Origin of the sequence: Saccharopolyspora montiporae, assembly GCF_015209505.1 — a bacterium.
Classification (GTDB): domain Bacteria; phylum Actinomycetota; class Actinomycetes; order Mycobacteriales; family Pseudonocardiaceae; genus Saccharopolyspora; species Saccharopolyspora montiporae.
On record NZ_JADEYC010000012.1, the window covers coordinates 116,230 to 140,620 of the forward strand.

The following is a 24,391-nucleotide window of genomic DNA, read 5'->3' on the forward strand; positions in this document are numbered from 1 at the left end:
TCCCGCACGGCACGGCCGTCCGGAGCTACCCTGCACCGGCGAGCACGCCGCGTACCGGCGGCGACCGGCACCAGGAGGGGGCTGGGGATGCAGGACCAGCACACCGGCGTGCGGGACCTGGAGCGCTACGCCGACGGGCAGCTGGACGGCATCGAGTGGGTCGCCGTGCACGCCCACGTGCAGGAGTGCGAGCCGTGCGGGCGGCTGGCCGAGCAGGCGCAGTGGTTCGCGGAGCACCGCAACGCCGAGCCCGCGGACTTCGACCCCGCTGACTTCGAGGACGGGGACTTCGAGAGCTGGGACGTCGAAAACCCGGATTGGCCCGCGGATCCGCTGCCCGCCCCCGCCGAGGTGCACCCGCCGGGTTGGTCGGTGGTCGCCGGTGCCGCCGCGGTCGCCGCCCTGGTCGCCTTCGCGGTCGGCCGCGCGCTCGGCGCGGGCTGAGCGGAACCGGGCTCAGTCCGCGGCCGGGTCCGCCGGAGCTTCGGCAGCGGAATCCGCTTCCGGCGCACCGACTCCCGCGTCCGCACCGGGATCCACCTCCGCCGCGGGATCCGGGCGGCGCCCGCCTTCCCCGTGCAACCGCTGCGAGATGACCTGCGTGATGCCGTCGCCGCGCATGGTGACGCCGTAGAGCGCGTCGGCGATCTCCATCGTCGGCTTCTGGTGCGTGATGATGAGCAGCTGCGAGGTACCGCGCAGCTGGTCCAGCAAGGTGATCAACCGCCGCAGGTTCGTGTCGTCCAGCGCGGCCTCGACCTCGTCGAGCACGTAGAACGGCGACGGCCTGGCCCGGAAGATCGCCACCAGCATGGCCACCGCGGTCAGCGACTTCTCGCCACCGGACAGCAGGGACAGCCGCTTGACCTTCTTGCCCGGCGGCCGCGCCTCGACCTCGACGCCGGTGCTCAGCGGATCCTCCGGATCGGTGAGCGTCAACCGCCCCTCCCCGCCGGGGAACAGCACCTCGAAGACCTTCTTGAACTCCTCGGCCACGTCGTGGAACGCGGAGGTGAAGACTTCCAGGATCTTCTCGTCGACCTCCTTGACCACGCCGAGCAGGTCGCGCCGAGTCTCCTTGACGTCCTCCAGCTGCGTGGACAGGAACTTGTAGCGCTCCTCCAGCGCCGCGTACTCCTCCAGCGCCAGCGGATTGACCTTGCCCAGCAGCGACAGGTCCTTCTCCGCCTTCTTCGCCCGACGCTCCTGGGTGTCCCGGTCGTAGGGCACCGACGGCGGCGCGCTGACCTGGTCGCCGCGCTCCTTGGCCGCTTCGTACTCGGCGACCTCGGCCGGGCTCGGCGGCACCGCGACCTCCGGGCCGTACTCCTGGGCGAGGTCATCCAGCCCGATGCCGAAGTCCTCGATGGCCTTGGTCTCCCACTGCTCGATCTTGAGCCGCTGCTCGGCGCGCACCACCTCGTCTCGGTGCACCGCGTCGGTGAGCTTCTCCAACTCGCCGGAGAGCTCGCGCACCCGGCTGCGCACCGCGCTGAGCGCCTGCTCGTGCTCGGCCTGCAGCGCCTGCACCCGGTCCCGCTCGGAGGTGGCGGCCTGCAGCGAACGGGAGATCCGCGCCAGCGCGGTCTCACTGCCCTCGACCACCGTCGCCGCGACCCGGGCCGCCTTCTCCCGCGCCTTGCGCGCGGCTTCGGCGCGCGCCCGCGACTCCCGCTCGTGCCGCGCGGTGCGGCGCAGCTGATCGGCCCTGCCCTGCACTGCCCGAGCGCGTTCCTCGGCGGTGCGCAGCGCCAGGCCGGCGTCCATCTCCTGCTGGCGCAGCTCGGTGAGCTCGGCGTTGAGCCGGTCGCGCTCGGCGGTGTCCGGTTCGGCGGCCTCCTCCTGCTCGGACTTGACCGCCGACAGCCGCTCCTCCAGCTCGGCGAGCTTGGCCAGCGCCTGCTCGCGCGACTGCTCGACCTTCGCGCGCTGCTGGCGCACCCGCTCCACTTCGGACGCCGCGGACTTCGCGGCCTTCTCCAGGCTGGACAACCGCTCGGAGCTGCGGGCCTTGCGCACCTTGGCGTCGTTGATCTGCTCCTGCACGGCACGGACCTCATCGCGGCGCGCCTGCTCGTCGGCCCGCGCACCCTCCAACGCAGCCGAATGCTGTTCGAGCTTGCGCTGCGCGGCGAGCAGCTGCTCGTTCGCCTCGTCGACCGCGGCCTGCACCTCGATCATGCTCTGCTGGTCGTCGGAACCGCCGCTGGCCCAGTGCGCGCCGAGCACGTCCCCGCTGCGCGTGACCGCGCGGACGTCCGGGTTCGCGGCCACCAGGTCACCCGCCGCCGCCAGGTCATCCACCACGGCGACCCGGTCCAGTGCGCTGGTCAGACCGGCCAGCACGGAATCCGGGGCCTCGACCAGGTCCACGGCCCACGCGGCACCGGCGGGCAGCTGCGGCCAGCCGTCCCGCCCTCCCGCAGCGCCGGAACCACCGACCAGCACCCCGGCCCGGCCGGACTCGTCGGTCTTGAGCAGCTGCACCGCGGTCACCGCGTCCGGGACACCGGTCACGGCGACCGCGTCGGCCACGGCGCCGAGCGCGGCGGCCAGCGCGGCCTCGGCGCCGGATTCCACGGTCAGCAGCGAGGCCACCGAACCCAGCAGTCCGGGCACGCGCTCGCCCGCGGCCATGAGCGCACCGGCGCCGTCCTTGCGCTGCAGCCCCATCGACAGCGCGTCCACCCGGGCCTGCCAGGAGGCGATCTCCCGCTCCGCGGCGCGCTCGGCCTTGACCAGCTCCTCGACCCGGGTCCGCGCGGCGTCGCGGGCCTCGGCGGCGCCCACCCGGCGCTCCTCCAGTCCCGCGTCGTCCTCGTCGTACCCGCCGGTCTCGGCAGCGGCCTCGGAGTGTGCGCGCTCGGCTTCGGCGGCGCGCTCGGCCGCCTCCTCCAGCGTCACCGATAGCCGCTGGCCCTCCTCCGCGGTCGCCGATGCCTTGCTGCGCATCGACTCGACCTCACCGGAGAGCCGGGCCACGCCCTCCCGCCGGTCGGCGATGGCGCGCACCGCGGCCATGTGCGCCTGTTCGGCCTGCTGCAGCCCGGTTTCCGCCTCGGCCCGGCGCTGCGCGATGCCGTCGCGGTTCTCCCGCGCCTGCTCCATCGCCTCGCGCAGCTCGATCTCCTGCTCGGCGGCCTCCTCCGCTTCGGCTTCCAGCTGCTCGGGATCGCGGCCCTGCCGGTGCTCCTCGGTCTGCGCGGTGAGGTGCCGGTGGCGCTCGGCGGCCAGCCGCAGCGTGCCGTTGAGCCGCTCCTCCAGCGCAGACAGCCGGTACCAGGTGTCCTGGGCCTGGTTGAGCTTCGGCGCGTCGGCGGCGACCTGCTCCTCCAGGGTCTTCTCCTCGGACTGCACGTACTGCAGGTCGCGCTCCACCTCGGTGCGGCGGGCGCGCGCGGCTTCCTGGTCGGCCTCGTCGCGGGCGAGTTCCGCACGAGCGCTGAGCAGGTCGTCGGCCAGCAGTCGCAGCCGGGCGTCGCGCAGGTCGGCCTGCACGGTCTGCGCCTTGCGGGCGATCTCGGCCTGCTTGCCCAGCGGCTTGAGCTGCCGGCGCAACTCGCTGGTGAGGTCGGTCAACCTGGTCAGGTTGGCCTGCATCGAATCCAGCTTGCGCAAGGCCTTCTCCTTGCGCTTGCGGTGCTTGAGCACGCCCGCAGCTTCCTCGATGAGCCGGCGGTGCTCGTCCGGTTTGGCCTGCAGGATCGTGGACAGTTGTCCCTGCCCGACGATCACGTGCATCTCCCGGCCGATGCCGGAGTCGGACAGCAGTTCCTGCACGTCCATCAACCGGCAGGTGTTGCCGTTGATCTCGTACTCGCTGGCGCCGTCGCGGAACATGCGCCGGGTGATCGAGACCTCGGTGTACTCGATGGGCAGCGCGCCGTCGGCGTTGTCGATGGTCAGCGTGACCTCGGCGCGGCCCAGCGGAGCCCGCCCGGAGGTCCCGGCGAAGATGACGTCCTCCATCTTGCCGCCGCGCAGGGCTTTCGCGCCCTGCTCGCCCATGACCCAGGTCAGCGCGTCCAGCACGTTGGACTTGCCGGACCCGTTGGGGCCCACCACGCAGGTGATGCCGGGTTCGAAGCGCAGCGTGGTGGCCGAGGCGAAGGACTTGAAACCCTTCAGCGTCAGGCTCTTGAGGTGCACGGCTGGCGATCGACCTTTCCGCCTGGTCGGCACGGCGTCCGGTGGGGTGCGCCGCGAGCCTACCGCTCACCGCACCCGGCCCGGTGCACAACCGCGGATTGCGCGTTTCGGCGCGGGTTCAGCGCTCCACGAAGTCGGTCAGACCACCCCGGGGGTCCGACCACTGCTCCGCGACGTGGTCCACGCGGCCCGGGGTCCGCTCCGAGCGCAGCAGGGCCAGCAGCTGCTCGCACGCCTCGCGCGGACCTTCGGCGACCACCTCCACCCGGGAGGCCGGCAGGTTGGCCGCACTGCCCACGAGGCCGAGTTCCAGTGCGCGGGAGCGGGTCCACCAGCGGAAACCCACTCCCTGCACGTGGCCGTGCACCCATGCGGTCAGCCGTGTTCGTTGCGCATCCGTCACCCCCGCATGATGCCTCGGCGGCGCCCGCGGGAAACCCGCCGGGCCCGCGCGCGGGACCTGGGCTACGCACGGGCGGCTCGGATCGCTACGGTTGCTCGCGCAGGACGGACCTGGGGGTGGCAGATGGATCCGCTTCAGCAGCAGGAGCGCGACGCCGGACCGAAGCGCTTCGTCGTACTGGCCGCGTCCGGCCTGGCCGCGGCGACGATCTTCGCCACGACCGCGGCCATGGTGGCCGGGTCGGGGCAGCGCGAGGAGGCGAGCCCGGACATCGTGGTGACCCCGACGTCGTCCGCGAGCAGCGCGCCCGGCTCCACCTTCCGGCCGGCCGCACCCCCGCCACCGCCACCACCCGCGGACGCACCCGGTCCCACGACGGCGAGCAGCAGCGCGGCGGAGACGGCGAGTTCCACCGCGGATCCGGCCCCACCGCCCGAACCGCCGCAGGACACCCCGTCCGCCCCACCACCCGAGCCGACCGACCCGCCGCGGCCGACCGGCACCTCGGATCCGGGCGAACCCACGACCGAGCCGACCGAGCCGCCGAGCAGCAGCACGCCTCCGCCGGAACCGACCGAACCGACCGAGGAACCAACGGAGCCGACCGGGCCGCCCACGGAGACCACGGGTCCGCCGACCTCCCCGACGGAGTCCCCGGCATGACCGACCTGGCCGTGCACGCCTGCCGGTCGCTGTGCTCCTGGCACCGCACGCCGCGCGAGTTGGACGGGCTGCCGCTGCTGGCCTGCCGCGGCTGCGGCTCGCAGTGGGTGCGCAGCGAGCCGTGGACACCGATCGACCACACCGGGCGCATCCCGGACGACGTCCGCAGCGAGCTGCGCCGCTGAACGCGGTCAGCCCGGGTCGCCGCGCACCACGAGATCGGCGCGGTCGCTGGTGGCCGCCACCAGCCCGGCGTTGCGCTCATCGCTGCGCAGCACCCACCGCCGGGCCTGCTCCGGGGTGCGGCCGTGCCGCACGTGCCGGTCGATCAGCCGCCGCACGCGCAGCTCCTCGTCCGGGGCGAGGTACCAGCACTCGTCCAGCAGCCCGGGCACCTGCGACCAGGGTTCGCGGTCCAGCAGCAGGTAGTTGCCCTCGGTGATGACCAGCGGGACCTCGGCCGGGACGGCGATCTCGGCGGCGAAGGACTCCTCGACCTCGCGGTGGAAGCGCGGTGCGTACACCGTGCCCCGCCCGCCCGCGCGCAGCCGGCGCAGCAGCGCGACGTACCCGGCGGCGTCGAAGGTTTCCGGCGCTCCCTTGCGCTCGGCGAGTCCGAGCCGGTCCAGTTCAGCGTTGGCGAGATGGAACCCGTCCATCGGGACGATGACGGCCGCGGGCCCGAGCTCGGCCAGCACGGCTTCGGCCACGGTCCCCTTGCCCGCGCCCGGCGCCCCGGTGATGCCCAGCACGCTGCGACGCCCGGTTTCGGCGAGCGCACGAGCGCGGGCGAACAACTCCGCCATCGGGGTCACAGCGCACCGCCCTTCCGCGAGACCCGGCCGCACGGGGCCGGTCCGGGCCGCCGCCGCGGCACCGGTGCCGGCAAGATACCGGTGCGCCGCGGGTAGGCGGTCAACCCCGGTCGAGGACGTCGAACAGCTCGATGACGTATTCGGCGATGCGCGCGTTGTCGGCGGGAGCGACGGTGCTCCACTCCCGGCGATCGGCGGCACCGCGCAGCACGTGCAGGTAGCGCCCGCCGGGGGTGTCGTGGAAACCCACCACTCCGCGGGCGCGTTCGGCGCGGCCGCCGCGGCGGTCGGCCATCTGGGCGCCGAACTGACCGCGCATGCCCATCCCGGAGACCATGTTCGCGACGTCCACCGCGTCGTCCGGGGCAACGCCCAGCGCACGCAGTTCATACCCGAGCTCCTGCGGGTCGTCCGGCCCGACGAGGCGACCGGCCTCCCGCAAGTGCTCGTTCGGCAGACTCACCGAGCGCCCCGCCCCCGCGGCGGCGTCCCCGGCGACGGACACCGCCGCCTCCACCAGGCCGCCCGGCCGGATCGGGTGCAGTTCGACGAGGTCGGTGTCCACGATCGCCAGCACGGCCGCGGCACCCGCCGCAGCCTGGGCGCGGATCGGGCGGTCGGCCCAGATCCGGACGTCCACCGAGCGGTGCGGGCGGTCGAGGGCGGCCAGCAGGTCGGCCAGGTCCGGTGCGGCGCGGTCGCGGCCGGGTTCGGCCAGTCCGCGGGCGCGCAGTTCCGACCAGACCTGCGCCACGAGGTGCGCGCGCTCGGCCCCGGTCGTGCCCGGGCTGGGCACGTCGAGCACCAGGGCGCGCCGGTCGGTGCGACCTTCGGCCGCACAGACGACGTCGAATTCGGCGCTGGAGAGCACGACCGGTTCGCCGACCGCTCCGGGACGGGTCACCGCGGCTCCCACTCCTGGTCATCGGGGTCGATGGTCCCGGCACCGATCACCGGGGGCGCTGCCGCGCGGCCGTCGTCGAACGGAGTCACCGGCACATCGGCGGATGCGTCCGCCGCGGAGGCGTCGTCCGGCACTTCCGCCTCCGGCGCGGGAGGTTCCAGCACCCCGCCGGGCACCCGGTCGACCGGATGGGGCTCCGTCGCGGCGAACCCGTCCGCCGCGCTCGGCGCCGAACCGCGGGGGCGACCGCCGGCACCCGCTCCGCCCGCACCCATCATCGGCGGCATCGCCATCGCCGCGGATCCGGCCAGCGCAGCACCGCCTCCGCCGACGCCGACGGCGGTGCCCGCGTCCGGCTCGGCGGTTCCGGGCTCCGCCGCGGCGTCGGCGTTCTGCACCGCGGTGCCCGCGGGATCGTGCTCCGCGAACCGCCCCAGAGCCGCATCCCGATAGTTCTCCAGCGCAGCTCGGGTAGCGCGCTGCTGCTCGTCGGCGCGTTCGGCGCCTGCGTGCTGGTCGTGCTCGTAGCCGAACGGGCTGCGCGGCCACTCGGAGAGGTCGGTGGCCGGTGCCGCGGGGTCACCGGCACCGGGCAACGCGTTGCGCACCGCTTCGTAGTCGTGCTGCAGCCCGGAGAGCCCGTCCGCGGCCGCGGTCAGCGCCTGGCGGGACTCCTGCAGACCGGCGGCGTGCTGCCGGGCGGAATCGCGCGCCTGCTCGGCGGCTTCGCCCTGCCAGGCGGCGGACAGCCGGTCGGTGCTGGTGCGCAGCACGTCCTCCAGCTCGGCCACGATCCGGTCGGCCTCGGCCAGGTCCGCGTGCGCCTGCTGCACCGCCTGCGCTCCACGCCCGGACCGCAACCGCTCGGCGAATTGCGCCAGCTGCGCGAGCCCGAATCCGTCGAACCGCAGATCGCGCGCTGCTTCGAATTCCGATTCCGCCACCGGTTTCCCCACTCTCACGCCTCGCGCTGGAGCTGCTGCAGCGGATGCGCGGCTCCCGCCTCGGCGGCCGCGTATTCGTCGGCGATGTGGTCCAGCCGACGGCACCATTCCTCGATCTCCGCCACCCGCTGCAGCAGCGCCCCGAAGTGCGACCGCTCCCCGGCGACGAGGGTCTCCTGCCACCTCTGCGCGGCGGCGGTGCTGACCGGATCGGCTGCCGGGGGAAGCACCTGGACGCGATCGCGGAGCTCGACCAGCCGTTCGCGCGCGTGCTGCGCCGCCGCGCGCACGTCCGCGGCGGCCACTTGGATGCCGTCCGGATCGACGTCGACACCGGCCGGCGGAGTGGACGGGGACATCGCGCAACTCCCGGGTGTCGGCAGTGATCGAGCGGGTCGGCCGCCGACCTTAGCACCAGCCCGGAATCCGGATCAGCGCTTCACGACCCGGCGGGGCAATTGTTCGAATGCGGCGCTTTTCGCACGTCGTGGACGTTTTGTGCGTGGGAGGCTTCACTCCGGAAACTGGTTTCATCGATGCAACAAACTCGTTAACATGGCTAATTAAGTGGGCACCGGAACACGAACCGGGCGAAAGCGCTTTCCCGCCCGCTCGGCGGCCCACCCCGCGAACAGCGGGCACCACTCTCCGAACCGCGAGGAGTTCAGCCATGTGCGGCATCTCCGGCTGGATCGACTTCCAGCGCGACCTGACCCGCGAACAACCGACCATCGATGCGATGTGCGCGACGATGAGCTGCCGCGGCCCCGACGCCGGCGGCACCTGGGTGCGCACGCACGCGGCACTGGGCCACCGCAGGCTCGCCATCATCGACCTGCCCGGCGGCACGCAGCCCATGCAGGCCGAGACGCCGGACGGCGCGGTCGCCATCGTCTACAGCGGTGAGGCGTACAACTACGACGAGCTGCGCGCCGAACTCCGCCGCCGCGGGCACCGCTTCGACACCGACAGCGACACCGAGGTCGTGCTGCACGGCTACCTCGAATGGGGCGCCCAGGTCGCCGAGCACCTCAACGGCATGTTCGCCTTCGCCGTCTGGGACGCGCGCGAAGACCGGTTGCTGCTGATCCGCGACCGCATGGGCATCAAACCGCTGTACTACTACCCCACCGAGCACGGCGTGCTGTTCGGCTCCGAACCCAAGGCGATCCTGGCCAACCCGCTGGCCGAGAAGGTCGTCGACGCCGACGGGCTGCGCGAGCTGTTCGCCATGGTCAAAACCCCCCGCCAGGCCGTGTGGGCCGGGATGCGCGAGGTCGAGCCGGGCACCGTGCTGACCGCCGACCGCACCGGGCTGCACGAGCACACCTACTGGCGGCTGCAGGCCAACCAGCACACCGACGACCAAGACGGCAGCGTCGCCCACGTGCGCGAGCTGCTCGACGACATCGTCTCCCGGCAACTCATCTCGGACGTGCCGCGCTGCGTGCTGCTGTCCGGCGGGCTCGACTCCAGCGCGATCACCGCGCTCGCCGGCCGGCAGCTCGCGGCGAGCGGTGAGCAGCTCCGCAGCTTCGCGGTGGACTTCCTGGGGCAGACCGAGAACTTCGTGCCGGACCCGATGCGCGCCACCCCGGATGGTCCCTACGTGCGGGACGTCGCCGAGCACGTCGGATCCGCGCACAGCGATATCGTGCTCGACCCGGACGCGCTGGCCGATCCGGAGGTCCGCCGGGCCGCCGTGGCGGCGCGCGACTTCCCGATGGGGCTCGGCGATATGGACCAGTCGCTGTACCTGCTGTTCAAGGCCATCCGCGAGCACTCCACCGTGGCGCTGTCCGGGGAGTCCGCCGATGAGGTCTTCGGCGGGTACAAGTGGTTCCACGATCCGCAGGTGCAGCGGGCCGACACGTTCCCGTGGCTGGCCGCCGTCCAGGAACAGGGCGCGCACAGCAGCGTGCTGTCCCCGGAGGTCGCCTCCGCCCTGGACCTGGAGTCCTACGTGGCCGACAGCTACCGCACCGCACGCTCGGCAGTCCCGGAACTGCCCGGAGAAAGCGATTTCGAGCGGCGCATGCGGGTGATCTGCTACCTGCACCTGACCCGCTTCGTGCGGATCCTGCTGGACCGCAAGGACCGGATGAGCATGGCCGTCGGGCTGGAAGTCCGCGTCCCGTTCTGCGACCACAGGCTGGTGGAGTACGCGTTCAACGCGCCCTGGTCGCTGAAGACGTTCGACGGGCGGGAGAAGAGTCTGCTGCGCCGCGCGACCGCTGACACGCTGCCGCGGTCGGTGGTGGACCGGGTGAAAAGCCCGTATCCGTCCACTCAGGACCCGAAGTACGTGGCCGCGCTGCAGAGCCAGGTGGCGCAGCTGCTGTCCGAAGACAACCCGGCGCTGTCCCTGCTCGACGAGCAGACCCTGCGCAGCCAGACCGAGGCGGACACCGCGCAGCTGGACCCCGCCGCCAGGTACGCGTTCGAACGCGCGCTGGACATGAGCGTCTGGTTCGACCAGCACCAGCCCGCCGTGAAGCTCTGACGAACCCCGGCCCCGCGCCCCACCACAAGGGCGCGGGGCCGTCCGTCAGCTGCGCGGTTGCGGTTGGCAGACGGGGCAGCTGTAGGCGGAGCGGTTCATGAACGGATCCCGGCGGACGGCGGCCCCGCACCGCGGGCAGGCACCGTCGGCCTTGCCGTACACGGCCAGCGAGCGGTCGAAGTAGCCCGACTCACCGTTGACGTTGACGTAGAGCGCGTCGAACGACGTACCGCCCGCATCCAACGCATCGCGCATCACCGCGGTGACTTCGGCGAGCAGCTCGCGGATCCGCTCGGCGGGCAGCTCGGCCGTGGGCTCGGCCCAGTGCAGCCGCGCGCGCCAGAGCGCCTCGTCGGCGTAGATGTTGCCGATCCCGGAGACCAGTCCCTGGTCCAGCAACGCCCGTTTGATCCCGGTGCGCCTGCGCCGGATGCGGGCGACCAGGTCCGCCACATCGAAACCGGGATCCATCGGATCGGGTGCGATGTGCGCGATGGGCTGCGGCACGTGCCCGCCCCCGGTCTCGACCAGCTCGGCCAGGTGCAGCCCGCCGAACGTGCGCTGGTCCACGAACCGCAGCTGCGGCCCGTCGTCGGTGAACCGCACCCGCACCCGCAGGTGCTTCTCGTCCGGAGCACCCGCGGGCTGGAACAGCAGCTGACCGCTCATCCCCAGGTGCGTCACCACCGCCTCGGACCGGTCCAGCACCAACCACAGGTACTTGCCCCGGCGGCGCACCGCGGTCACCTCACGACCGGCCAACCGGGCGGTGAAATCCCGCGGGCCGGGCAGATGCCTGCGCACCGCGCGCGGATGCAGAACCTCGGCACCGGACACGGTGCGTCCGACCGCGTGCTCGGCGACTCCGCGGCGGACGACCTCGACTTCTGGAAGTTCTGGCACGCCGACATCCTCGCCCACGCCGCGCGGGCACCCGCGGGCCGGGCCGTCGTGGACGCAGTCAGGCGGAAGCGGAGTCCGCGGAACCCGCCTGCTCGCCGGACTGCTCCCCGCGCTTCTCGGCGGACAGCGCGCGCCAGGCAGCCTCGGCGGCCTTCTGCTCGGCTTCCTTCTTCGTGGTGCCGTCCCCGCGTCCCAGGTCTCGGCCGCCCACGGAGACGTAGGCGCTGAACTCCTTGCGGTGGTCCGGGCCCTCTTCCTCGACCCGGTACTCCGGCACGCCGAGCGCGTCGGCCGCGGTGAGCTCCTGCAGGCTCGTCTTCCAGTCCAGCCCTGCCCCGCGGCGGGGCGCCTCGGCCAGCAGCGGCTCGAACAGCCGGTGGATGGCATCGCGCGCGACACCGATCCCGTTCTGCAGGTAGACGGCACCGAGCACCGCCTCCAGCCCGTCGGCCAGAATGCTCGCCTTGTCCCGGCCGCCGGTCAGCTCTTCCCCCCGGCCGAGCAGCAGGTACTGCCCCAGACCGCCGTCGCCGAGACCGCGCGCCACGCTCGCCAGCGCGTGCATGTTGACCACGCTCGCCCGCAGCTTCGCCAGGTGCCCCTCGGGCAGGTCGGGATGCTCGGTGTAGAGCCGGTCGGTGATCACCAGGCCGAGTACCGCGTCGCCCAGGAACTCCAGTCGCTCGTTCGGCGGCAGACCGCCGTTCTCATACGCGTACGAGCGATGGGTGAGGGCGAGCGTGAGCAGCTCGGCGTCGAGCTCGACGCCGAGCGCTGCCAACAACGGGGCCCGGTCGACGTTCCGCGCCCGCGACTGCTTTCCCCCCACTACACGACCACCGATCAAGCAGGCTGCGTGACCTGGCGGCCCGCGTACTGACCGCAGGTCGGGCAGACCACGTGCGGCAGCTTCGGCTCACGGCAGGAGCGGTTGGAGCACTCCACCAGCGTCGGCGCCGAGGTCTTCCACTGCGACCGGCGGTGACGGGTGTTCGACCGGGACATCTTGCGCTTGGGGACGGCCACGACTAGTTCTCCTCCTCGGTACCGCCGAACCGCTCTTTCAACGCGGCCCAGCGGGGGTCAATCGTCTCATGCGTGTGGTCGGCGTCGAGTTCGGCCCACTTCGCACCGCACCCGGAGCACAGTCCCGGGCAGTCCGGGGAGCAGACCGGGGCCGACGGCAAGGACAGCAGCACGGCGTCGCGCACCACCGGCCCCAGGTCGATCAGATCGTCCACGATCCGCTCGACCTCGTCCTCGTCGGTGCTGGAATCGGTGGCGCTGTCCGGATAGGCGAACAGCTCCCTGACCTGCACCTCCACCTCATCCGCGACCGGGTCGAGGCACCGGGCGCACTCGCCGGTCAGCTGCGCGGACGCGGTCCCGGACACCAGGATGCCCTCGACCACCGATTCGGCCAGCAGGTCGAGCTCCACCGGATCGCCCTCGGCGACCTTGATCAGATCCAGCCCGAAACCGGCCGGCGCCGGGGCGCTGCGCTGGTAGGAACGGCTGCTGCCCGGCTGGTGGCCGATCTCACGGGCGTCGATCACCCACGGTCCACCCTGCGGGGTGCGCGCTTCGTGGTTCTGCGACATCAGTACCGACAGTGCTTTCGACGAGGTGATCTGTTCCGACCTGTTGGTCGACCGGGCTCCGGCCGACGCGGCCGTCCGGGTCGCGCACCGGACCGGCGGGACCGGTCGGTGGCCGTCACCCGAGGCCAGCCAAACCAGCGTACGCGACGCGCGAAGCACGACGACAGCAGGTCCACCGACGCCGGAACCGGTCGCGAGCGGCTCAATTGCTGTCCGCGGAGCTCTCCGGACGCCACTCCTCGTAGTCGAACGGCGCGCTCATCGGGCTGCGCAACTGCTGGCGTCCCTTGCCGACCGTGCGCAGCGTGCGCCCGAGCAGGTCCTCGAACTCGGCCAGCCGCGAGTCCACGTAGGAGTCGCAGTCCCCGCGCAGCCGCTCCGCGTCCTCGTGCGCCTGCTCGACGATCCGCTTGGACTCGACGTTGGCGGCGTGCACGACCTCGGTGTCGGCGACGAGCTTGGCCTGCTCCGACTTGCCCTCGTGCACCGACTGGTCGTACGCGGCGCGGCCGGCCTGGACCATCCGGTCGGCCTCGGACTGCGCCCGGCTGACGTGATCCTCGTACTCGCGCTGCCCGGAAGTGACGGTCTGCTCGGCCTGCGCCCGGGCGTCGGCGAGCAGCGCGTCGGCCTGCTCGCGCGCCTCGGCCAGCATCTGCTCGGCCTCCGCGCGGGCGGAGGAAACCGTGCGCTCGGCCTCGGTGCGGGAGTCGGTCAGCGACTTGTCGGCCTTGGACTCGGCGGTGGAGATGACCTCGTCGCGGTGGTCGAGGACGTCCTGCGCATCGTCCATCTCCTTCGGGATGGCGTCGCGGACGTCGTCCAGCAGTTCCAGCACGTCCCCGCGCGGAACCACGCAGCCGGACGTCATCGGCACGCCGCGCGCCTCCTCGACGATCGTCACGAGCTCGTCGAGCGCCTCGAACACCCGGTACACCTTGATCTCCCTGCAGTCGTGGCCGCCGCGGAGGCAAGCATCTCAGACACCCGCAGCCGACGATCACGGGCTGTCGCACGTCCAGTCTGCCCGCACCGGCCCGGTGCGCGCGGCAAATCGGCGACCCGCGTGTCCGCGCACGCGCGCGGACCGGGCCCGGCCGCGCGGGGCCGGGCCCGGTCCGGGCGGGCGCGGTCAGGCGTTGGTGTCGGTGATGCGGAAGCTCTCGTAGTGGTCGTCGGTGTAGAAGAACTCGCCGCCCTCGCCCACGACGAAGCGGCGCGCTCCGCGGTCCGGACTGCCCGGCGTCTCCACCGTGTACTCCCGGTAGTAGCCGTCATCGCAGTCGGGCAGGATGCCCTCCCGGTTCTGGAAGACCTCGTCGTCCTGCGGGTACGGGTACGGGCCGCCCTGCTCGATCAGACCGACCGTGTCGGCTGCCTCCGGCGGCAGCGCGGACAGGTCCACCTGCTCGAACTCGGCGGTGTCCCCGCACGGGGCCTGCTGGACGACGCCGACAGCGCCCCGGTCCGGGGACAGCGCTGCTGCGGTGGCCTGGACCCCGAGCAGGCCCGCCATCGCGAGCAGACCCGCCAGCAGGAGCCCGGCTGCTTTCGTGGTGATCCACTTCATGGTCGAGCACGGTACCGACACCGGATGATCACGGAGCGGAATTGGCGTGAACCCGAAGTGTCCGGACCGGCGCACTCCCAGCCCGGGATCAGGACAGTTCGGCGAGCCGTTCGCGCATCCGCTGCTCGATGGTCGGCGGCAGCAGCTCGGAGACATCGCCGCCGTAGGTGGCGACCTCCTTGACCAGCGAGCTGGCCAGGAAGCTGTAGACCGGGTTGGTGGACATGAACAGCGTCTCCACCCCGGACAGCCGCTGGTTCATCTGCGCCATCTGCAGCTCGTAGTCGAAATCGCTGACGGCGCGCAGCCCCTTGACGATCGCCCCGATGCCGTTGGTCTTGCAGTAGTCGACCAGCAGGCCGTGCCAGGAGTCGATCCGCACGTTCGGGTAGCCCGCGGTGACCTCGCGCAGCATCTCCAGCCGCTCTTCGACGGAGAACAGCGTCTTCTTGCTCTTGTTGATCAGCACGGCGATCGTGACCTCGTCGAACTGGCGGGCGGCCCGCTCGATGATGTCCAGATGCCCGTTGGTCACCGGGTCGTACGAACCCGGGCACACCGCACGCCTCATGAGGGCGCACGGTAGCACCGCGGCCACACCGGCCGGACAGGCGCGTGGCGCGGGTCACCGCAGGCCAACGGCCGGGTTTCCGCCGCGGGCCCGGTCAGTCGCCGTGCTCGGCCCGGTGCACCTCGGTCTCGCCGTAGCGGCGGGAGCGCAGCGGTCGCAGCGGCTCCGGCCAGTCCGGCGGTTCGCCGCGCGCGGACCGCTCGACGACCACCAGTGTTCCCGGCGCGGTCCAGCCGTTGCGCACCAGCAGTTCCAGCACCTGCGCCAACTCGGCACCGGGGACGTCGTAGGGCGGATCGCACAGCACCACGTCGCACGGCTCGTCCGGCGCTTCGGCCAGCGCGGTGCGCGCGGTCACCTGCAGCACGGCGGCCCCGGGCAGGCCGAGCGCGGTGACGTTCTTGCGCAGCAGACCGGCGGCCCGGCGATCGGACTCCACGAACACCGCCCGCGCGGCACCGCGGGACAGCGCTTCGAGGCCCAGCGCCCCCGAACCGGCGTAGAGGTCGAGCACGCGGGCACCGGCCAGCTGCACGGTCGACTCCAACGAGCTGAACAGCGCCTCGCGCACCCGGTCGGAGGTGGGCCGGGTACCGCGCTGCGGCACCTCGATGCGCCTTCCCCCGGCGGTGCCGGCCACGATCCGCGTCACCGGTTCATCGTGGCACCGGCCCGGTCCCCCGGCGGCGGCGGGCCGTCGGCGGGCGACCGCCACCGGTGCCGGTCACCCGTCAATGCGGGCGAATCCGCCCAGGTCCGGGACCCAGCGGTGGTACTCGTTCCAGCGCGCGCCGGTGTCCTGATCGGTCAGCGTGACCGCGACATCGCCGTGCCAGGTGGTGAAGTCCACCGGCACCTGCCGCCAGGTGCCCGGGGAGACCACCGTGCCCAGCGGCACGACCGACCCGTCGGGCGATCTGGTCAGCGCCACCAGCGCTGTGGAGTACTCCGAGCGGGGCGGACCGCAGTCGACCAGGGCCAGCACGTCCTCGGTGCCATCCCCGGTCACGTCGGCATAGTCGATCCCGCGTTCGGGCGTGAACCGGTAGACCCAGCCGTCCGTGCGGGCCGCGCCCCCGCTGAACCGCACGTGCTGCTGCGGACACGGCCCGACCCGCGGGACCTCGAATTCCGCATCGTGCCAATCGATCCCGCGCACATCCGCGGCCGGCTGCGCGGTGGCCGGGGCGGCGACCGCTGCCGGTGCGAGCACGAGCAGAACCGCGCCGGCGGCGCGCAGAGCGACAATGAGCATCGATACCCCCGGTGATCGCCTTCGCCGTACAACCTAGCGGCACCGGCGGCTCGCGGGGGTTCCCCGATGGAGTGCATCTGCCTGGCGGACGAACCCGCCCACGCGGCTGCGGGATCCATCTGCCCACGCGGCTGCGGGCTCCATCTGCCCACGCGGCTGCGGGATCCATCTGCCCACGCGGCTGCGGGCTCCATCTGCCCACGCGGCTGCGGGATCCATCTGCCCACGCGGCTGCGGGGCGGGGAGAACCTCCCCGCCCCGCGCGCGCTCAGCCGAGCTCGATGATGAGATCGCCGCCCTCGACCTGCTGTACGCGGCCGATGGCCAGCCGCTTGACCTGACCGGCCTGCGGTGCGGTGATCGCAGCCTCCATCTTCATCGCCTCGATGCTGGCCACGGTCTGCCCGGCCTCCACCCGGTCGCCTTCCCCGGCGGAGAGGGTGACCACCCCGGCGAACGGTGCCGGGACGTGGCCGGCGTTGTTCCGGTCGGCCTTCTCCGCGACCGGCAGCTCGGAGGCCACCGAGCGGTCCCGCACCTGGATCGGACGCAGCTGCCCGTTGAGCGTGGCCATGACGGTGCGGATCCCGCGCTCGTCCGGTTCGCTGATCGCCTCCAGCCCGATCAGCAGCCGCACACCGGGCTCCAGGTCCACCGAGTATTCCTCCCCGGCCCGCAGTCCGTAGAAGAAGTCCTTGCTGCGCAGCAACGACGTATCGCCGTAGGCCTCGCGGTGCTGGTCGAACTCCTGGGTGGGCTTGGGGAACAGCAGCCGGTTGAGCGTGCCGCGCCGGTTCTCGCGCAACCCCTGCTGGTCCTCTTCGGACAGATCGGCGAGCGTGCGCTCCACGGTGCGCCCCTCCAGGGCGCGGGTGCGGAACGGCTCCGGCCAGCCCGCGGGCGGCTCGCCGAGCTCGCCCTGCAGGAAGCCGATGACCGAGTCCGGGATGTCGAACCGCCGCGGGTCGGCCTCGAAGTCGGCCGGTGCCACCCCGGCGCCGACCAGGTGCAGCGCGAGATCGCCGACGACCTTCGAGGACGGGGTGACCTTGACCAGCCTGCCCAGGATGCGGTCGGCCGCGGCGTACATCGCCTCGATCTCCTCGAACTTGTCGCCGAGGCCGAGCGCGACCGCCTGGGTGCGCAGGTTGGACAGCTGCCCGCCGGGGATCTCGTGCGAGTAGACGCGGCCGGTGGGCGCGGCGAGCCCGGCTTCGAACGGCTGGTAGACCTTGCGCACCGATTCCCAGTAGGGCTCCAAATCGCAGACGGCGCCCAGGTCGAGCCCGGTGGCCCGCTCGGTGTGGTCGGTGGCGGCCACCACCGAGGACAGCGGGGGCTGCGAGGTGGTGCCGGCCACCGAGGCGGTCGCACCGTCCACGGCGTCCACACCGGACTGGATCGCGGAGAGGTAGGAGGCCAGCTGCCCACCGGGCGTGTCGTGCGTGTGCAGGTGCACCGGCAAGTCGAACTCGCTGCGCAGCGCGGTCACCAGCTGCGCCGCTGCCGGGGGCCGCAGCAGCCCGGCCATGTCCTTGATGGCCAGCACGTGCGCACCGGCGTCCACGATCTGCTCGGCCAGCCGCAGGTAGTAGTCCAGCGTGTAGAGGTCCTCGGCCGGATCGGCGAGGTCCGCGGTGTAGCACAGCGCGACCTCGGCGACCGACTTCCCGGTGGCGCGCACCGCATCGATGGCCGGGCGCATCTGCTCGACATCGTTGAGCGCGTCGAAGATGCGGAAGATGTCGATGCCGGTGTCGGTGGCCTCCTGCACGAAGTGCTCGGTCACCTCGGCCGGGTAGGGCGTGTAGCCGACGGTGTTCCGGCCGCGCAGCAGCATCTGCAGGCAGATGTTGGGCACGGCCTCGCGCAGCTTGGCCAGCCGCTCCCACGGGTCCTCGGCCAGGAACCGCAGCGCGACGTCGTAGGTGGCACCGCCCCACGCCTCCAGGGACAGCAGCTCCGGCGTCATCCGGGCGACGTAGGGCGCCACCGCCACCAGGTCCTTGGTGCGCACCCGGGTGGCCAGCAGCGATTGGTGCGCGTCGCGGAAGGTGGTGTCGGTGACCCGTACGCCGTCGGATTCGCGCAGCCAGCGGGCGAATCCCTCCGGGCCGAGCTCGGTGAGCTGCTGCTTGGACCCGGCGGGCGGCGCGGCCGACATGTCCACGCGTGCGGGCAGCTTGTGCGCGGGATCGGCGGTGTCCGGCCGGTTCCCGTTCGGCCGGTTGACCGTCACGTCGGCGAGGTAGTTCAGCAGACGGGTCCCGCGGTCGGCCGAGTGCCGCGCGGTCAGCAGCTGCGGGCGCTCGTCGATGAACGAGGTGGTGATCCGCCCGACCGCGAAGTCCGGGTCATCGAGCACCGCCTGCAGGAACGGGATGTTCGTGGACACCCCGCGGATGCGGAACTCGGCGACCGCGCGCCGGGCCCGGGCCACGGCGGTGTCGAAATCGCGCCCGCGGCAGGAGAGTTTGACGAGCATCGAGTCGAAGTGCGCGCTGACGCTGGTCCCCGCGAACGCCGTCCCGCCGTCCAGCCGGATGCCCGCGCCGCCCGGGGACCGGTAGGCGCTGATCATCCCGGTGTCCGGGCGGAAACCGTTGGCCGGATCCTCGGTGGTGATGCGGCACTGCAGCGCGGCGCCGCGCAGCGAGATGGTCTCCTGGGTCATGCCCAGGTCGCGCAGGGTCTCGCCCCCGGCCACGCGCAGCTGGGACTGGACCAGGTCGGCGTCGGTGACCTCCTCGGTCACCGTGTGCTCGACCTGGATGCGCGGGTTCATCTCGATGAACACGTGCCGGCCCTGCTCGTCGACGAGGAACTCGACGGTGCCCGCGTTGACGTAGCCGATCCGGCGGGCGAACGCGACGGCGTCGGCGCAGATCCGCTCGCGCAGCTGCGGATCCAGGTTCGGCGCGGGCGCGATCTCGACGACCTTCTGGTGCCGGCGCTGCACCGAGCAGTCCCGCTCGTACAGGTGCACCACGTCGCCGGCGCCGTCCGCGAGGATCTGCACCTCGATGTGCCGCGGGTTGACCACCGCCTGCTCCAGGAAGACGGTGGGATCGCCGAACGCGGACTCGGCTTCGCGCATCGCCGCTTCCAGCGCCTCGCGCAGCGCACCCGGGTCGTCCACCCGGCGCATGCCGCGGCCGCCGCCGCCGGCGACGGCCTTGACGAACACCGGGTAGGTCATCTGCTCGGCCGCGGACAGCAGTTCGTCGAGGTCGGCCGAGGGTGCCGAGGACTCCAGCACCGGCACGCCCGCCGCGCGGGCCGCGGCCACCGCGGTGGCCTTGTTGCCGGTCATCTGCAGGATCTCGTGGCCGGGCCCGACGAACGTGATGCCCGCTTGCGCGCACGCGCGGGCGAGGTCCGGGTTCTCGGACAGGAATCCGTAGCCGGGGTAGATGGCGTCGGCACCGGATTCGCGCGCCGCCGCGATGATCTCGTCGACCGAGAGGTAGGCGCGGACGGGATGGCCGGGTTCCCCGATCTCGTACGACTCGTCGGCCTTGAGCCGATGCAGCGAGTTCCGGTCTTCGTGCGGGAACACCGCGACCGTGCCCGCGCCGAGCTCGTACGCGGCGCGGAACGCGCGGATCGCGATCTCGCCGCGGTTGGCGACGAGGACCTTGCGGAACATCCGGCTACCTCCTGAACAGGTATCGGTGGGCGCCGAAACACTACCGCGAAAATTCCCCTTTCCGGGAGAACCCGCGGCGTGACGGAAAACGCTCAACGCTCATGAGCTGCACAAATGTCGACACCGCACAAGGATCACCCCGAAGAAAGTCTGCGGAATTTCTGGTCCGGCCAAAGCGGAAACCGCCCGGCGAGCGCGTTCCCGCCCCGAGCCTGCCCGCACCGCGGTCGCGCGGCCACCGCGCAGCGGTCAGCTCTTCTCCAGATAGCCGGCGCGGTCCTCGGCCACGACCTCGGCCACCATCCGCGCCAGACCCGGGTGCGCGCCCAGCTGCGGGTCCCCGGCCACCACCGACTCCGCCTCAGCCCGGGCCTCGGCGATCACGTCCTCGTCGCGCAGCAGGGACAGCATCTTCAGCCCGGATCGGCGGCCGGACTGGCTGGCACCGAGCACATCGCCTTCCCGCCGCAGCTGCAGGTCCAGCCGGGCGAGCTCGAAACCGTCGGTGGTGGAGGCGACCGCGTCCAGCCGCTCCCGCGTGGTGGTGCCGGCCGGAATCGCGGTGACCAGCAGGCACAGCCCCGGAGCGCTACCCCGGCCCACCCGGCCGCGCAGCTGGTGCAGCTGGCTGACGCCGAACCGGTCGGCATCCATGATCACCATCGCCGTCGCGTTGGGCACGTTGACGCCGACCTCCACGACCGTCGTGGCCACCAGCACGTCCACCTCCCCGGCGGCGAACGCGCGCATCACCGCGTCCTTGTCCTCGGCGGGCAGCCTGCCGTGCAGCACACCGAGGCGTAGCCCGGACAGCGGACCGGTGCGCAGCTGCTCGGCGACGTCGAGCACCGACACCGGCTGGCGGCGGCCGTCATCGCCGTCGGCCCCCGCGTCCTCGGTGTCGACCTCCTCGGTCTCGTCCACATCGGACCCGCGCTTTCCCCGCGACGCAGCGGGTTTCGACTCCTCATCACCGATCCGCGGGCACACCACGTACACCTGGTGCCCGGCGGCGACCTCCTCGCGGACCCGCTGCCAGGCCCGGTCCAGCCACCCCGGTTTCTCCGCGGCGGGCACGACGCTGGTGCTGATCGGCGACCGCCCCTGCGGCAGCTCGCGCAGCGCCGAGGTCTGCAGATCGCCGTACACCGTCATCGCCACGGTCCGCGGGATCGGCGTCGCCGTCATCACCAGCACGTGCGGGCTGACCCCGTCGCCGGCCCTGCCACGCAGCGCGTCCCGCTGCTCCACCCCGAACCGGTGCTGCTCGTCGACGACCACCAGCCCGAGCTCGGCGAAACCGACCCGGTCCTGGATCAGCGCGTGCGTGCCGACCACGATCCCCGCCGCACCCGACGCAGCGTCCAGCAGCGCCTGCTTGCGCTGCGCGGCGGGCAGCGAACCGGTCAGCAGCGCGATCCGCGTCGCCGTCGCGGCACCGTCCAGCTCCCCGGCCCGACCCAGCTCGCCGAGCAGCTCGGCCAGCGACCGCGCGTGCTGCGCCGCCAGCACCTCGGTCGGCGCCAGCATCGCCGCCTGCCTGCCGGAATCGACCACCTGCAGCATCGCGCGCAGCGCCACGACCGTCTTGCCGCTGCCCACCTCGCCCTGCACCAGCCGGTTCATCGGGTGCTCCGCGGCGAGGTCGGCCGCGATCCGCTCGCCGATCTCGCGCTGCCCAGCGGTGAGGGAGAACGGGATCCGCTCGTCGAACGCAGCCAGCAGCCCGTCCTCGCGCAGCGGAGCGGACGGTGCCGGGTGCTCTTCGGCGGCGCTGCGCGACTGGGCCAGCACCAGTTGCACCGCCAGCGCCTCGTCCCACTTCAACCGTTCCTGCGCCGCCTGGACCTCGCCGTGGTCCTGCGGCTGGTGGATCTTGCGCAGGGCGTCCTCCAGCCCGGTCAGCCCGTGCCTGCGGCGCAGCTCGTCGGGCAGCGGGTCCTGCATCCCGTCCCAGACCTCCAGCACCTGGCGCACGCAGCGCGCGATCGACCAGGACGGCAACCCCTGCGCCGACGGATAAACGGGGAGCAGCGCGCCGGCGAAGTCCTCGGCGACCGAGGAAACGTCGGCGTCCTCGGTGAACAGCTGGTACTCGGGATGCGCGAGCTGCAGGTTGCCGCGGTAGGAGGTGACCTTGCCCGCGAACATCCCGCGGCGGCCCGCGACCAGTTCCCGCTCGCGCCACGCCTGGTTGAAGAAGGTGCACAGCAGTGAGCGGTGGCCGTCGGTGATGCGGGCCTCCACGATCGTCCCGCGGCGCGCGCGCATGCTGCGCTTGCTCACCCGGTCCACCTTGGCCAGCACCGTGGCGTGCTCGTCGATCTCCAGGCCCGCGATCGCGGTCAGCTCGCCGCGCTCGGCGTATCGGCGCGGGTAGTGGCGCAGCAGATCACCGACCGACACCAGACCCAGCGCGGACTCCAGCGCCTTGCCCGTCTTGGCCCCGAGCACCCGCCCGAGATCCGTGTCCCACGTGGTCACCGCTGTCCTCCGCCTGCCGGTGCGCGCCCGCCGGTCACCGAGCGCAGCAGCGATTGTCCCCCGGCACGGCGCCGCTGCGGTGATCAGGTTCCGGCGCGCTCACGCCGTCCCGCGATCCGGTTCCACCGCCCGGCGCCAGCCCAGCCAGCCCAACACCAAGGCGGCCACTAGCACCCAGCCCGCCCCGCCGAGCTGCTCGACGTCCCGGTAATCGTCCACGTCGAGGTTGGCCACCAGGACGCGCAGCACGTCGCCGGCCAGCACCGCACCGAACGCCCCGAGCGCCGCACCGGCCCACTTCCCGGGGTTGCGGCGGGGAATGCCGCGGTGCGCCAAGGCGCTCCAGACGAGCACGATCAACGACCACCAGGCCAGCCGGCCGATCAGGTAGTCGCCGAGGGCGCTGGATTCCTCCGCCGCTCCCGAGGAGGCCCAGCCGACCGCGATGCGGTCCGGAAGGTAGCCCTGCAGCAGCAGCGGGACACCGGCGATGATCAGGGCCACGAACAACGACCAGCTCAGCAGCAGGTACCGGCCGCGCAGGCGCACATCCCCTCCCCGGTCGCTCCGATGATCGCGGGCGCGCCGTCGCGCGCCGACACGACCGGACCATACCGGCAGCTACCGGAGCCGGTGACCAGCGCTCATCCCGCGCGCGTGCCGTCCGCGGACAGCAGCGCGGTCACCACGTCCGCGCCGCGCTCGGGCTCCTCGGCGCTGACCACGAAATCCCGCCCGGAATCCAGCTGCAGCACCAGGCTCGGCCCGCCGCGCAGCATCACCGCGGTGAACCCGGGCATCCAGCGATAGCCCCATCCGCCCGCTTCCAGCGGGTGCCGCTCCTCGGCGCGCGCACCGCGGATCCGGTGCAGCGGCAACCGCCGCACCGGCCAGCGCTGCGGACCGAGGCCGATCCGGACCCCGGACTCGTCGACCTGGACCCGGGCGCTGGACAACCCCAGGCAGGTCAGTGCGGCCACGACCAGCAGCAACGGCGCGTACCACGGTCCGAACAGCGCGGCGGGCACCGCGGCGGCGGGCAGCGCGGCGCTGACCACCAGCAGGACCGGACTGCTCACCGCCGAGACCCACACGGCCCGGTGCCCCGGCGGCAGCCGCAGCCCGGAACCGGCGCCGTCCGGGTCCTGCTGCGCGGGAACGCGGCGGCGGACCAGCCACCAGCCCAGCCCAGCCGCCGCGGCGGCCAGCGCGAGCACCGGGACGACCTGCCAGTGCACCGGATCGGCATCCACCCACCGCGTTGCGTCCACATTGGACAGCAGGGTTACCGCCTGCAGGCCGAGGACGAACACCGCGCCACCGCTCAGCGCCGCCGCAGCAGCCGGGCGGGTGCGCGCCCGGGAACCGGACCGCAGCTCGGTGACCAGCGCGAAGGCGACGACGGCCAGCCACAGGACCAGCAGGGCCGCCACGTGCGCGCCCAGCCCGAGCGCGCCGTCCGGCGACCCGCCCGGCCCCCAGTGGGTGGCCAGCGGATCGGGCAACCGGTCCCGGACGGCGAGCGCCGGCGCGACCGTCGCGGCGGATACCACTCCCGCCCCGAGTGCACCTGCCGTGGCGAACCTGCTCACGCGTCCTCCATCTCCCGCAGCCAGGCGCGGATGTCCTCGGGTCCGCAGCCGTGCTGCCGCGCGTCGGCGAGCAGCCCGCGGAGGCGTTCCCGCAGCTGCCCGCGCGGATCCGGGCGCTCCAGCACCGTCACCCCGCGGCCGCGACGGAACTCCAGCAGCCCTTCGTCGCGCAGCCCCCGCAGCGCGCGCAGCACCGTGTTCGCGTTGATCTGCAGCGCTGCGGCCAGGTCCCGAGCGGGCGGGAGCCGGTCGCCGGGCCGGATCTCCCCGTCGGCGATGGCCCGCCGCACCGCATCGGCGGCCTGCTCGTGCAACGGCCGCTCGTCGGACAGGTCCACGGACAACAACATGGTGCTAATGACACTAGCACCATTCATTCGATCCC

24 protein-coding genes are annotated in these 24,391 nt (G+C 72.7%); 3 read left to right on the forward strand and 21 right to left on the reverse strand.

Annotated features, from left to right (window positions below; all coding sequences use genetic code 11):
* Positions 1-87 precede the first annotated feature (87 nt).
* Complete coding sequence (locus IQ251_RS08025; protein ID WP_193927832.1) at positions 88-444, forward strand: hypothetical protein; 357 nt, start codon at positions 88-90, stop codon at positions 442-444.
* A 12-nt stretch (positions 445-456) separates the two neighbouring features.
* Here IQ251_RS08025 and smc read toward each other — a convergent pair whose 3' ends face one another.
* The 3 genes from smc to IQ251_RS08040 form a co-directional block, all read right to left on the reverse strand.
* Positions 457-4,149: a chromosome segregation protein SMC gene (smc, locus tag IQ251_RS08030; protein ID WP_193927833.1), complete on the reverse strand. Its 3,693-nt coding sequence runs from the start codon at positions 4,147-4,149 to the stop codon at positions 457-459.
* 118 nt (positions 4,150-4,267) lie between these two features.
* Entirely contained in the window at positions 4,268-4,552 is a 285-nt protein-coding gene (locus IQ251_RS08035; RefSeq protein ID WP_193927834.1) for an acylphosphatase, read from the reverse strand.
* A gap of 134 nt (positions 4,553-4,686) precedes the next feature.
* Complete coding sequence (locus IQ251_RS08040; RefSeq protein WP_193927835.1) at positions 4,687-5,178, reverse strand: hypothetical protein; 492 nt, start codon at positions 5,176-5,178, stop codon at positions 4,687-4,689.
* A gap of 33 nt (positions 5,179-5,211) precedes the next feature.
* Here IQ251_RS08040 and IQ251_RS08045 point away from each other — a divergent pair, with 33 nt between their 5' ends.
* Complete coding sequence (locus tag IQ251_RS08045) at positions 5,212-5,400, forward strand: hypothetical protein (protein ID WP_193927836.1); 189 nt, start codon at positions 5,212-5,214, stop codon at positions 5,398-5,400.
* A 6-nt stretch (positions 5,401-5,406) separates the two neighbouring features.
* On the opposite strand, the gene IQ251_RS08050 is transcribed toward IQ251_RS08045, so the two are convergent.
* The 4 genes from IQ251_RS08050 to IQ251_RS08065 form a co-directional block, all read right to left on the reverse strand.
* Entirely contained in the window at positions 5,407-6,021 is a 615-nt protein-coding gene (locus tag IQ251_RS08050; protein ID WP_193927837.1) for a nucleoside/nucleotide kinase family protein, read from the reverse strand.
* Between the two features lie 109 nt (positions 6,022-6,130).
* Positions 6,131-6,934, reverse strand: a complete 804-nt coding sequence (locus IQ251_RS08055) for an ESX secretion-associated protein EspG (RefSeq protein ID WP_370591267.1) — start codon at positions 6,932-6,934, stop codon at positions 6,131-6,133.
* Entirely contained in the window at positions 6,931-7,878 is a 948-nt protein-coding gene (locus IQ251_RS08060) for a hypothetical protein (protein WP_193927838.1), read from the reverse strand. Before IQ251_RS08060 ends, IQ251_RS08055 begins: the two co-directional genes overlap by 4 nt.
* Before the next feature lie 14 nt (positions 7,879-7,892).
* Positions 7,893-8,237: a PE domain-containing protein gene (locus IQ251_RS08065; RefSeq protein ID WP_193927839.1), complete on the reverse strand. Its 345-nt coding sequence runs from the start codon at positions 8,235-8,237 to the stop codon at positions 7,893-7,895.
* Positions 8,238-8,548: 311 nt separating this feature from the next.
* On the opposite strand from IQ251_RS08065, the gene asnB reads away from it, so the two are divergent.
* Positions 8,549-10,381: an asparagine synthase (glutamine-hydrolyzing) gene (gene asnB, locus IQ251_RS08070; RefSeq protein ID WP_193927840.1), complete on the forward strand. Its 1,833-nt coding sequence runs from the start codon at positions 8,549-8,551 to the stop codon at positions 10,379-10,381.
* A gap of 45 nt (positions 10,382-10,426) precedes the next feature.
* Here asnB and mutM read toward each other — a convergent pair whose 3' ends face one another.
* From mutM to IQ251_RS08140, 14 genes are all read right to left on the reverse strand, one after another.
* Positions 10,427-11,284 (reverse strand): bifunctional DNA-formamidopyrimidine glycosylase/DNA-(apurinic or apyrimidinic site) lyase, encoded by an 858-nt coding sequence (gene mutM / locus IQ251_RS08075; protein ID WP_193927841.1) that lies wholly within the window; start codon positions 11,282-11,284, stop codon positions 10,427-10,429.
* 58 nt (positions 11,285-11,342) lie between these two features.
* Positions 11,343-12,113 (reverse strand): ribonuclease III, encoded by a 771-nt coding sequence (gene rnc / locus IQ251_RS08080; RefSeq protein WP_193927842.1) that lies wholly within the window; start codon positions 12,111-12,113, stop codon positions 11,343-11,345.
* Between the two features lie 14 nt (positions 12,114-12,127).
* Entirely contained in the window at positions 12,128-12,310 is a 183-nt protein-coding gene (rpmF, locus tag IQ251_RS08085; RefSeq protein ID WP_193927843.1) for a 50S ribosomal protein L32, read from the reverse strand.
* A 2-nt stretch (positions 12,311-12,312) separates the two neighbouring features.
* Entirely contained in the window at positions 12,313-12,885 is a 573-nt protein-coding gene (locus IQ251_RS08090; RefSeq protein ID WP_193927844.1) for a YceD family protein, read from the reverse strand.
* 202 nt (positions 12,886-13,087) lie between these two features.
* Positions 13,088-13,822 carry a DivIVA domain-containing protein gene (locus IQ251_RS08095; protein WP_193927845.1) on the reverse strand — a complete coding sequence of 245 codons (735 nt, stop codon included), beginning with the start codon at positions 13,820-13,822 and terminating at the stop codon, positions 13,088-13,090.
* Between the two features lie 195 nt (positions 13,823-14,017).
* Positions 14,018-14,455, reverse strand: coding sequence for a guanyl-specific ribonuclease (locus tag IQ251_RS08100; protein WP_193927846.1), 438 nt, complete (start codon positions 14,453-14,455; stop codon positions 14,018-14,020).
* A gap of 88 nt (positions 14,456-14,543) precedes the next feature.
* Positions 14,544-15,026 carry a pantetheine-phosphate adenylyltransferase gene (coaD, locus tag IQ251_RS08105; RefSeq protein ID WP_193927847.1) on the reverse strand — a complete coding sequence of 161 codons (483 nt, stop codon included), beginning with the start codon at positions 15,024-15,026 and terminating at the stop codon, positions 14,544-14,546.
* Between the two features lie 94 nt (positions 15,027-15,120).
* Positions 15,121-15,678, reverse strand: a complete 558-nt coding sequence (gene rsmD / locus IQ251_RS08110) for a 16S rRNA (guanine(966)-N(2))-methyltransferase RsmD (protein ID WP_193927848.1) — start codon at positions 15,676-15,678, stop codon at positions 15,121-15,123.
* A 72-nt stretch (positions 15,679-15,750) separates the two neighbouring features.
* Positions 15,751-16,281, reverse strand: coding sequence for a hypothetical protein (locus IQ251_RS08115; protein ID WP_228046350.1), 531 nt, complete (start codon positions 16,279-16,281; stop codon positions 15,751-15,753).
* 268 nt (positions 16,282-16,549) lie between these two features.
* Entirely contained in the window at positions 16,550-19,930 is a 3,381-nt protein-coding gene (locus IQ251_RS08120; RefSeq protein WP_193927849.1) for a pyruvate carboxylase, read from the reverse strand.
* Between the two features lie 249 nt (positions 19,931-20,179).
* On the reverse strand, positions 20,180-22,414 hold the full coding sequence (recG, locus tag IQ251_RS08125) for an ATP-dependent DNA helicase RecG (RefSeq protein WP_193927850.1): 2,235 nt from the start codon (positions 22,412-22,414) through the stop codon (positions 20,180-20,182).
* A gap of 99 nt (positions 22,415-22,513) precedes the next feature.
* Positions 22,514-22,963 carry a hypothetical protein gene (locus IQ251_RS08130; protein WP_193927851.1) on the reverse strand — a complete coding sequence of 150 codons (450 nt, stop codon included), beginning with the start codon at positions 22,961-22,963 and terminating at the stop codon, positions 22,514-22,516.
* A gap of 95 nt (positions 22,964-23,058) precedes the next feature.
* Entirely contained in the window at positions 23,059-24,006 is a 948-nt protein-coding gene (locus tag IQ251_RS08135) for an SdpI family protein (protein WP_193927852.1), read from the reverse strand.
* Positions 24,003-24,356 (reverse strand): GntR family transcriptional regulator, encoded by a 354-nt coding sequence (locus IQ251_RS08140; RefSeq protein ID WP_193927853.1) that lies wholly within the window; start codon positions 24,354-24,356, stop codon positions 24,003-24,005. Before IQ251_RS08140 ends, IQ251_RS08135 begins: the two co-directional genes overlap by 4 nt.
* Between the last annotated feature and the right edge of the window lie 35 nt (positions 24,357-24,391).

What these genes read in the sequence shown, in the direction of transcription:
- IQ251_RS08025 (WP_193927832.1), top strand. Translation starts at nt 88, where the DNA reads ATGCAGGACCAGCACACCGGCGTGCGGGACCTGGAGCGCTACGCCGAC.
- IQ251_RS08045 (WP_193927836.1), top strand. Translation starts at nt 5,212, where the DNA reads ATGACCGACCTGGCCGTGCACGCCTGCCGGTCGCTGTGCTCCTGGCAC.
- IQ251_RS08050 (WP_193927837.1), bottom strand. Translation starts at nt 6,021, where the DNA reads ATGGCGGAGTTGTTCGCCCGCGCTCGTGCGCTCGCCGAAACCGGGCGT.
- IQ251_RS08065 (WP_193927839.1), bottom strand. Translation starts at nt 8,237, where the DNA reads ATGTCCCCGTCCACTCCGCCGGCCGGTGTCGACGTCGATCCGGACGGC.
- asnB (WP_193927840.1), top strand. Translation starts at nt 8,549, where the DNA reads ATGTGCGGCATCTCCGGCTGGATCGACTTCCAGCGCGACCTGACCCGC.
- IQ251_RS08090 (WP_193927844.1), bottom strand. Translation starts at nt 12,885, where the DNA reads ATGTCGCAGAACCACGAAGCGCGCACCCCGCAGGGTGGACCGTGGGTG.
- IQ251_RS08100 (WP_193927846.1), bottom strand. Translation starts at nt 14,455, where the DNA reads ATGAAGTGGATCACCACGAAAGCAGCCGGGCTCCTGCTGGCGGGTCTG.
- coaD (WP_193927847.1), bottom strand. Translation starts at nt 15,026, where the DNA reads ATGAGGCGTGCGGTGTGCCCGGGTTCGTACGACCCGGTGACCAACGGG.
- IQ251_RS08115 (WP_228046350.1), bottom strand. Translation starts at nt 16,281, where the DNA reads ATGCTCATTGTCGCTCTGCGCGCCGCCGGCGCGGTTCTGCTCGTGCTC.
- IQ251_RS08120 (WP_193927849.1), bottom strand. Translation starts at nt 19,930, where the DNA reads ATGTTCCGCAAGGTCCTCGTCGCCAACCGCGGCGAGATCGCGATCCGC.
- IQ251_RS08140 (WP_193927853.1), bottom strand. Translation starts at nt 24,356, where the DNA reads ATGTTGTTGTCCGTGGACCTGTCCGACGAGCGGCCGTTGCACGAGCAG.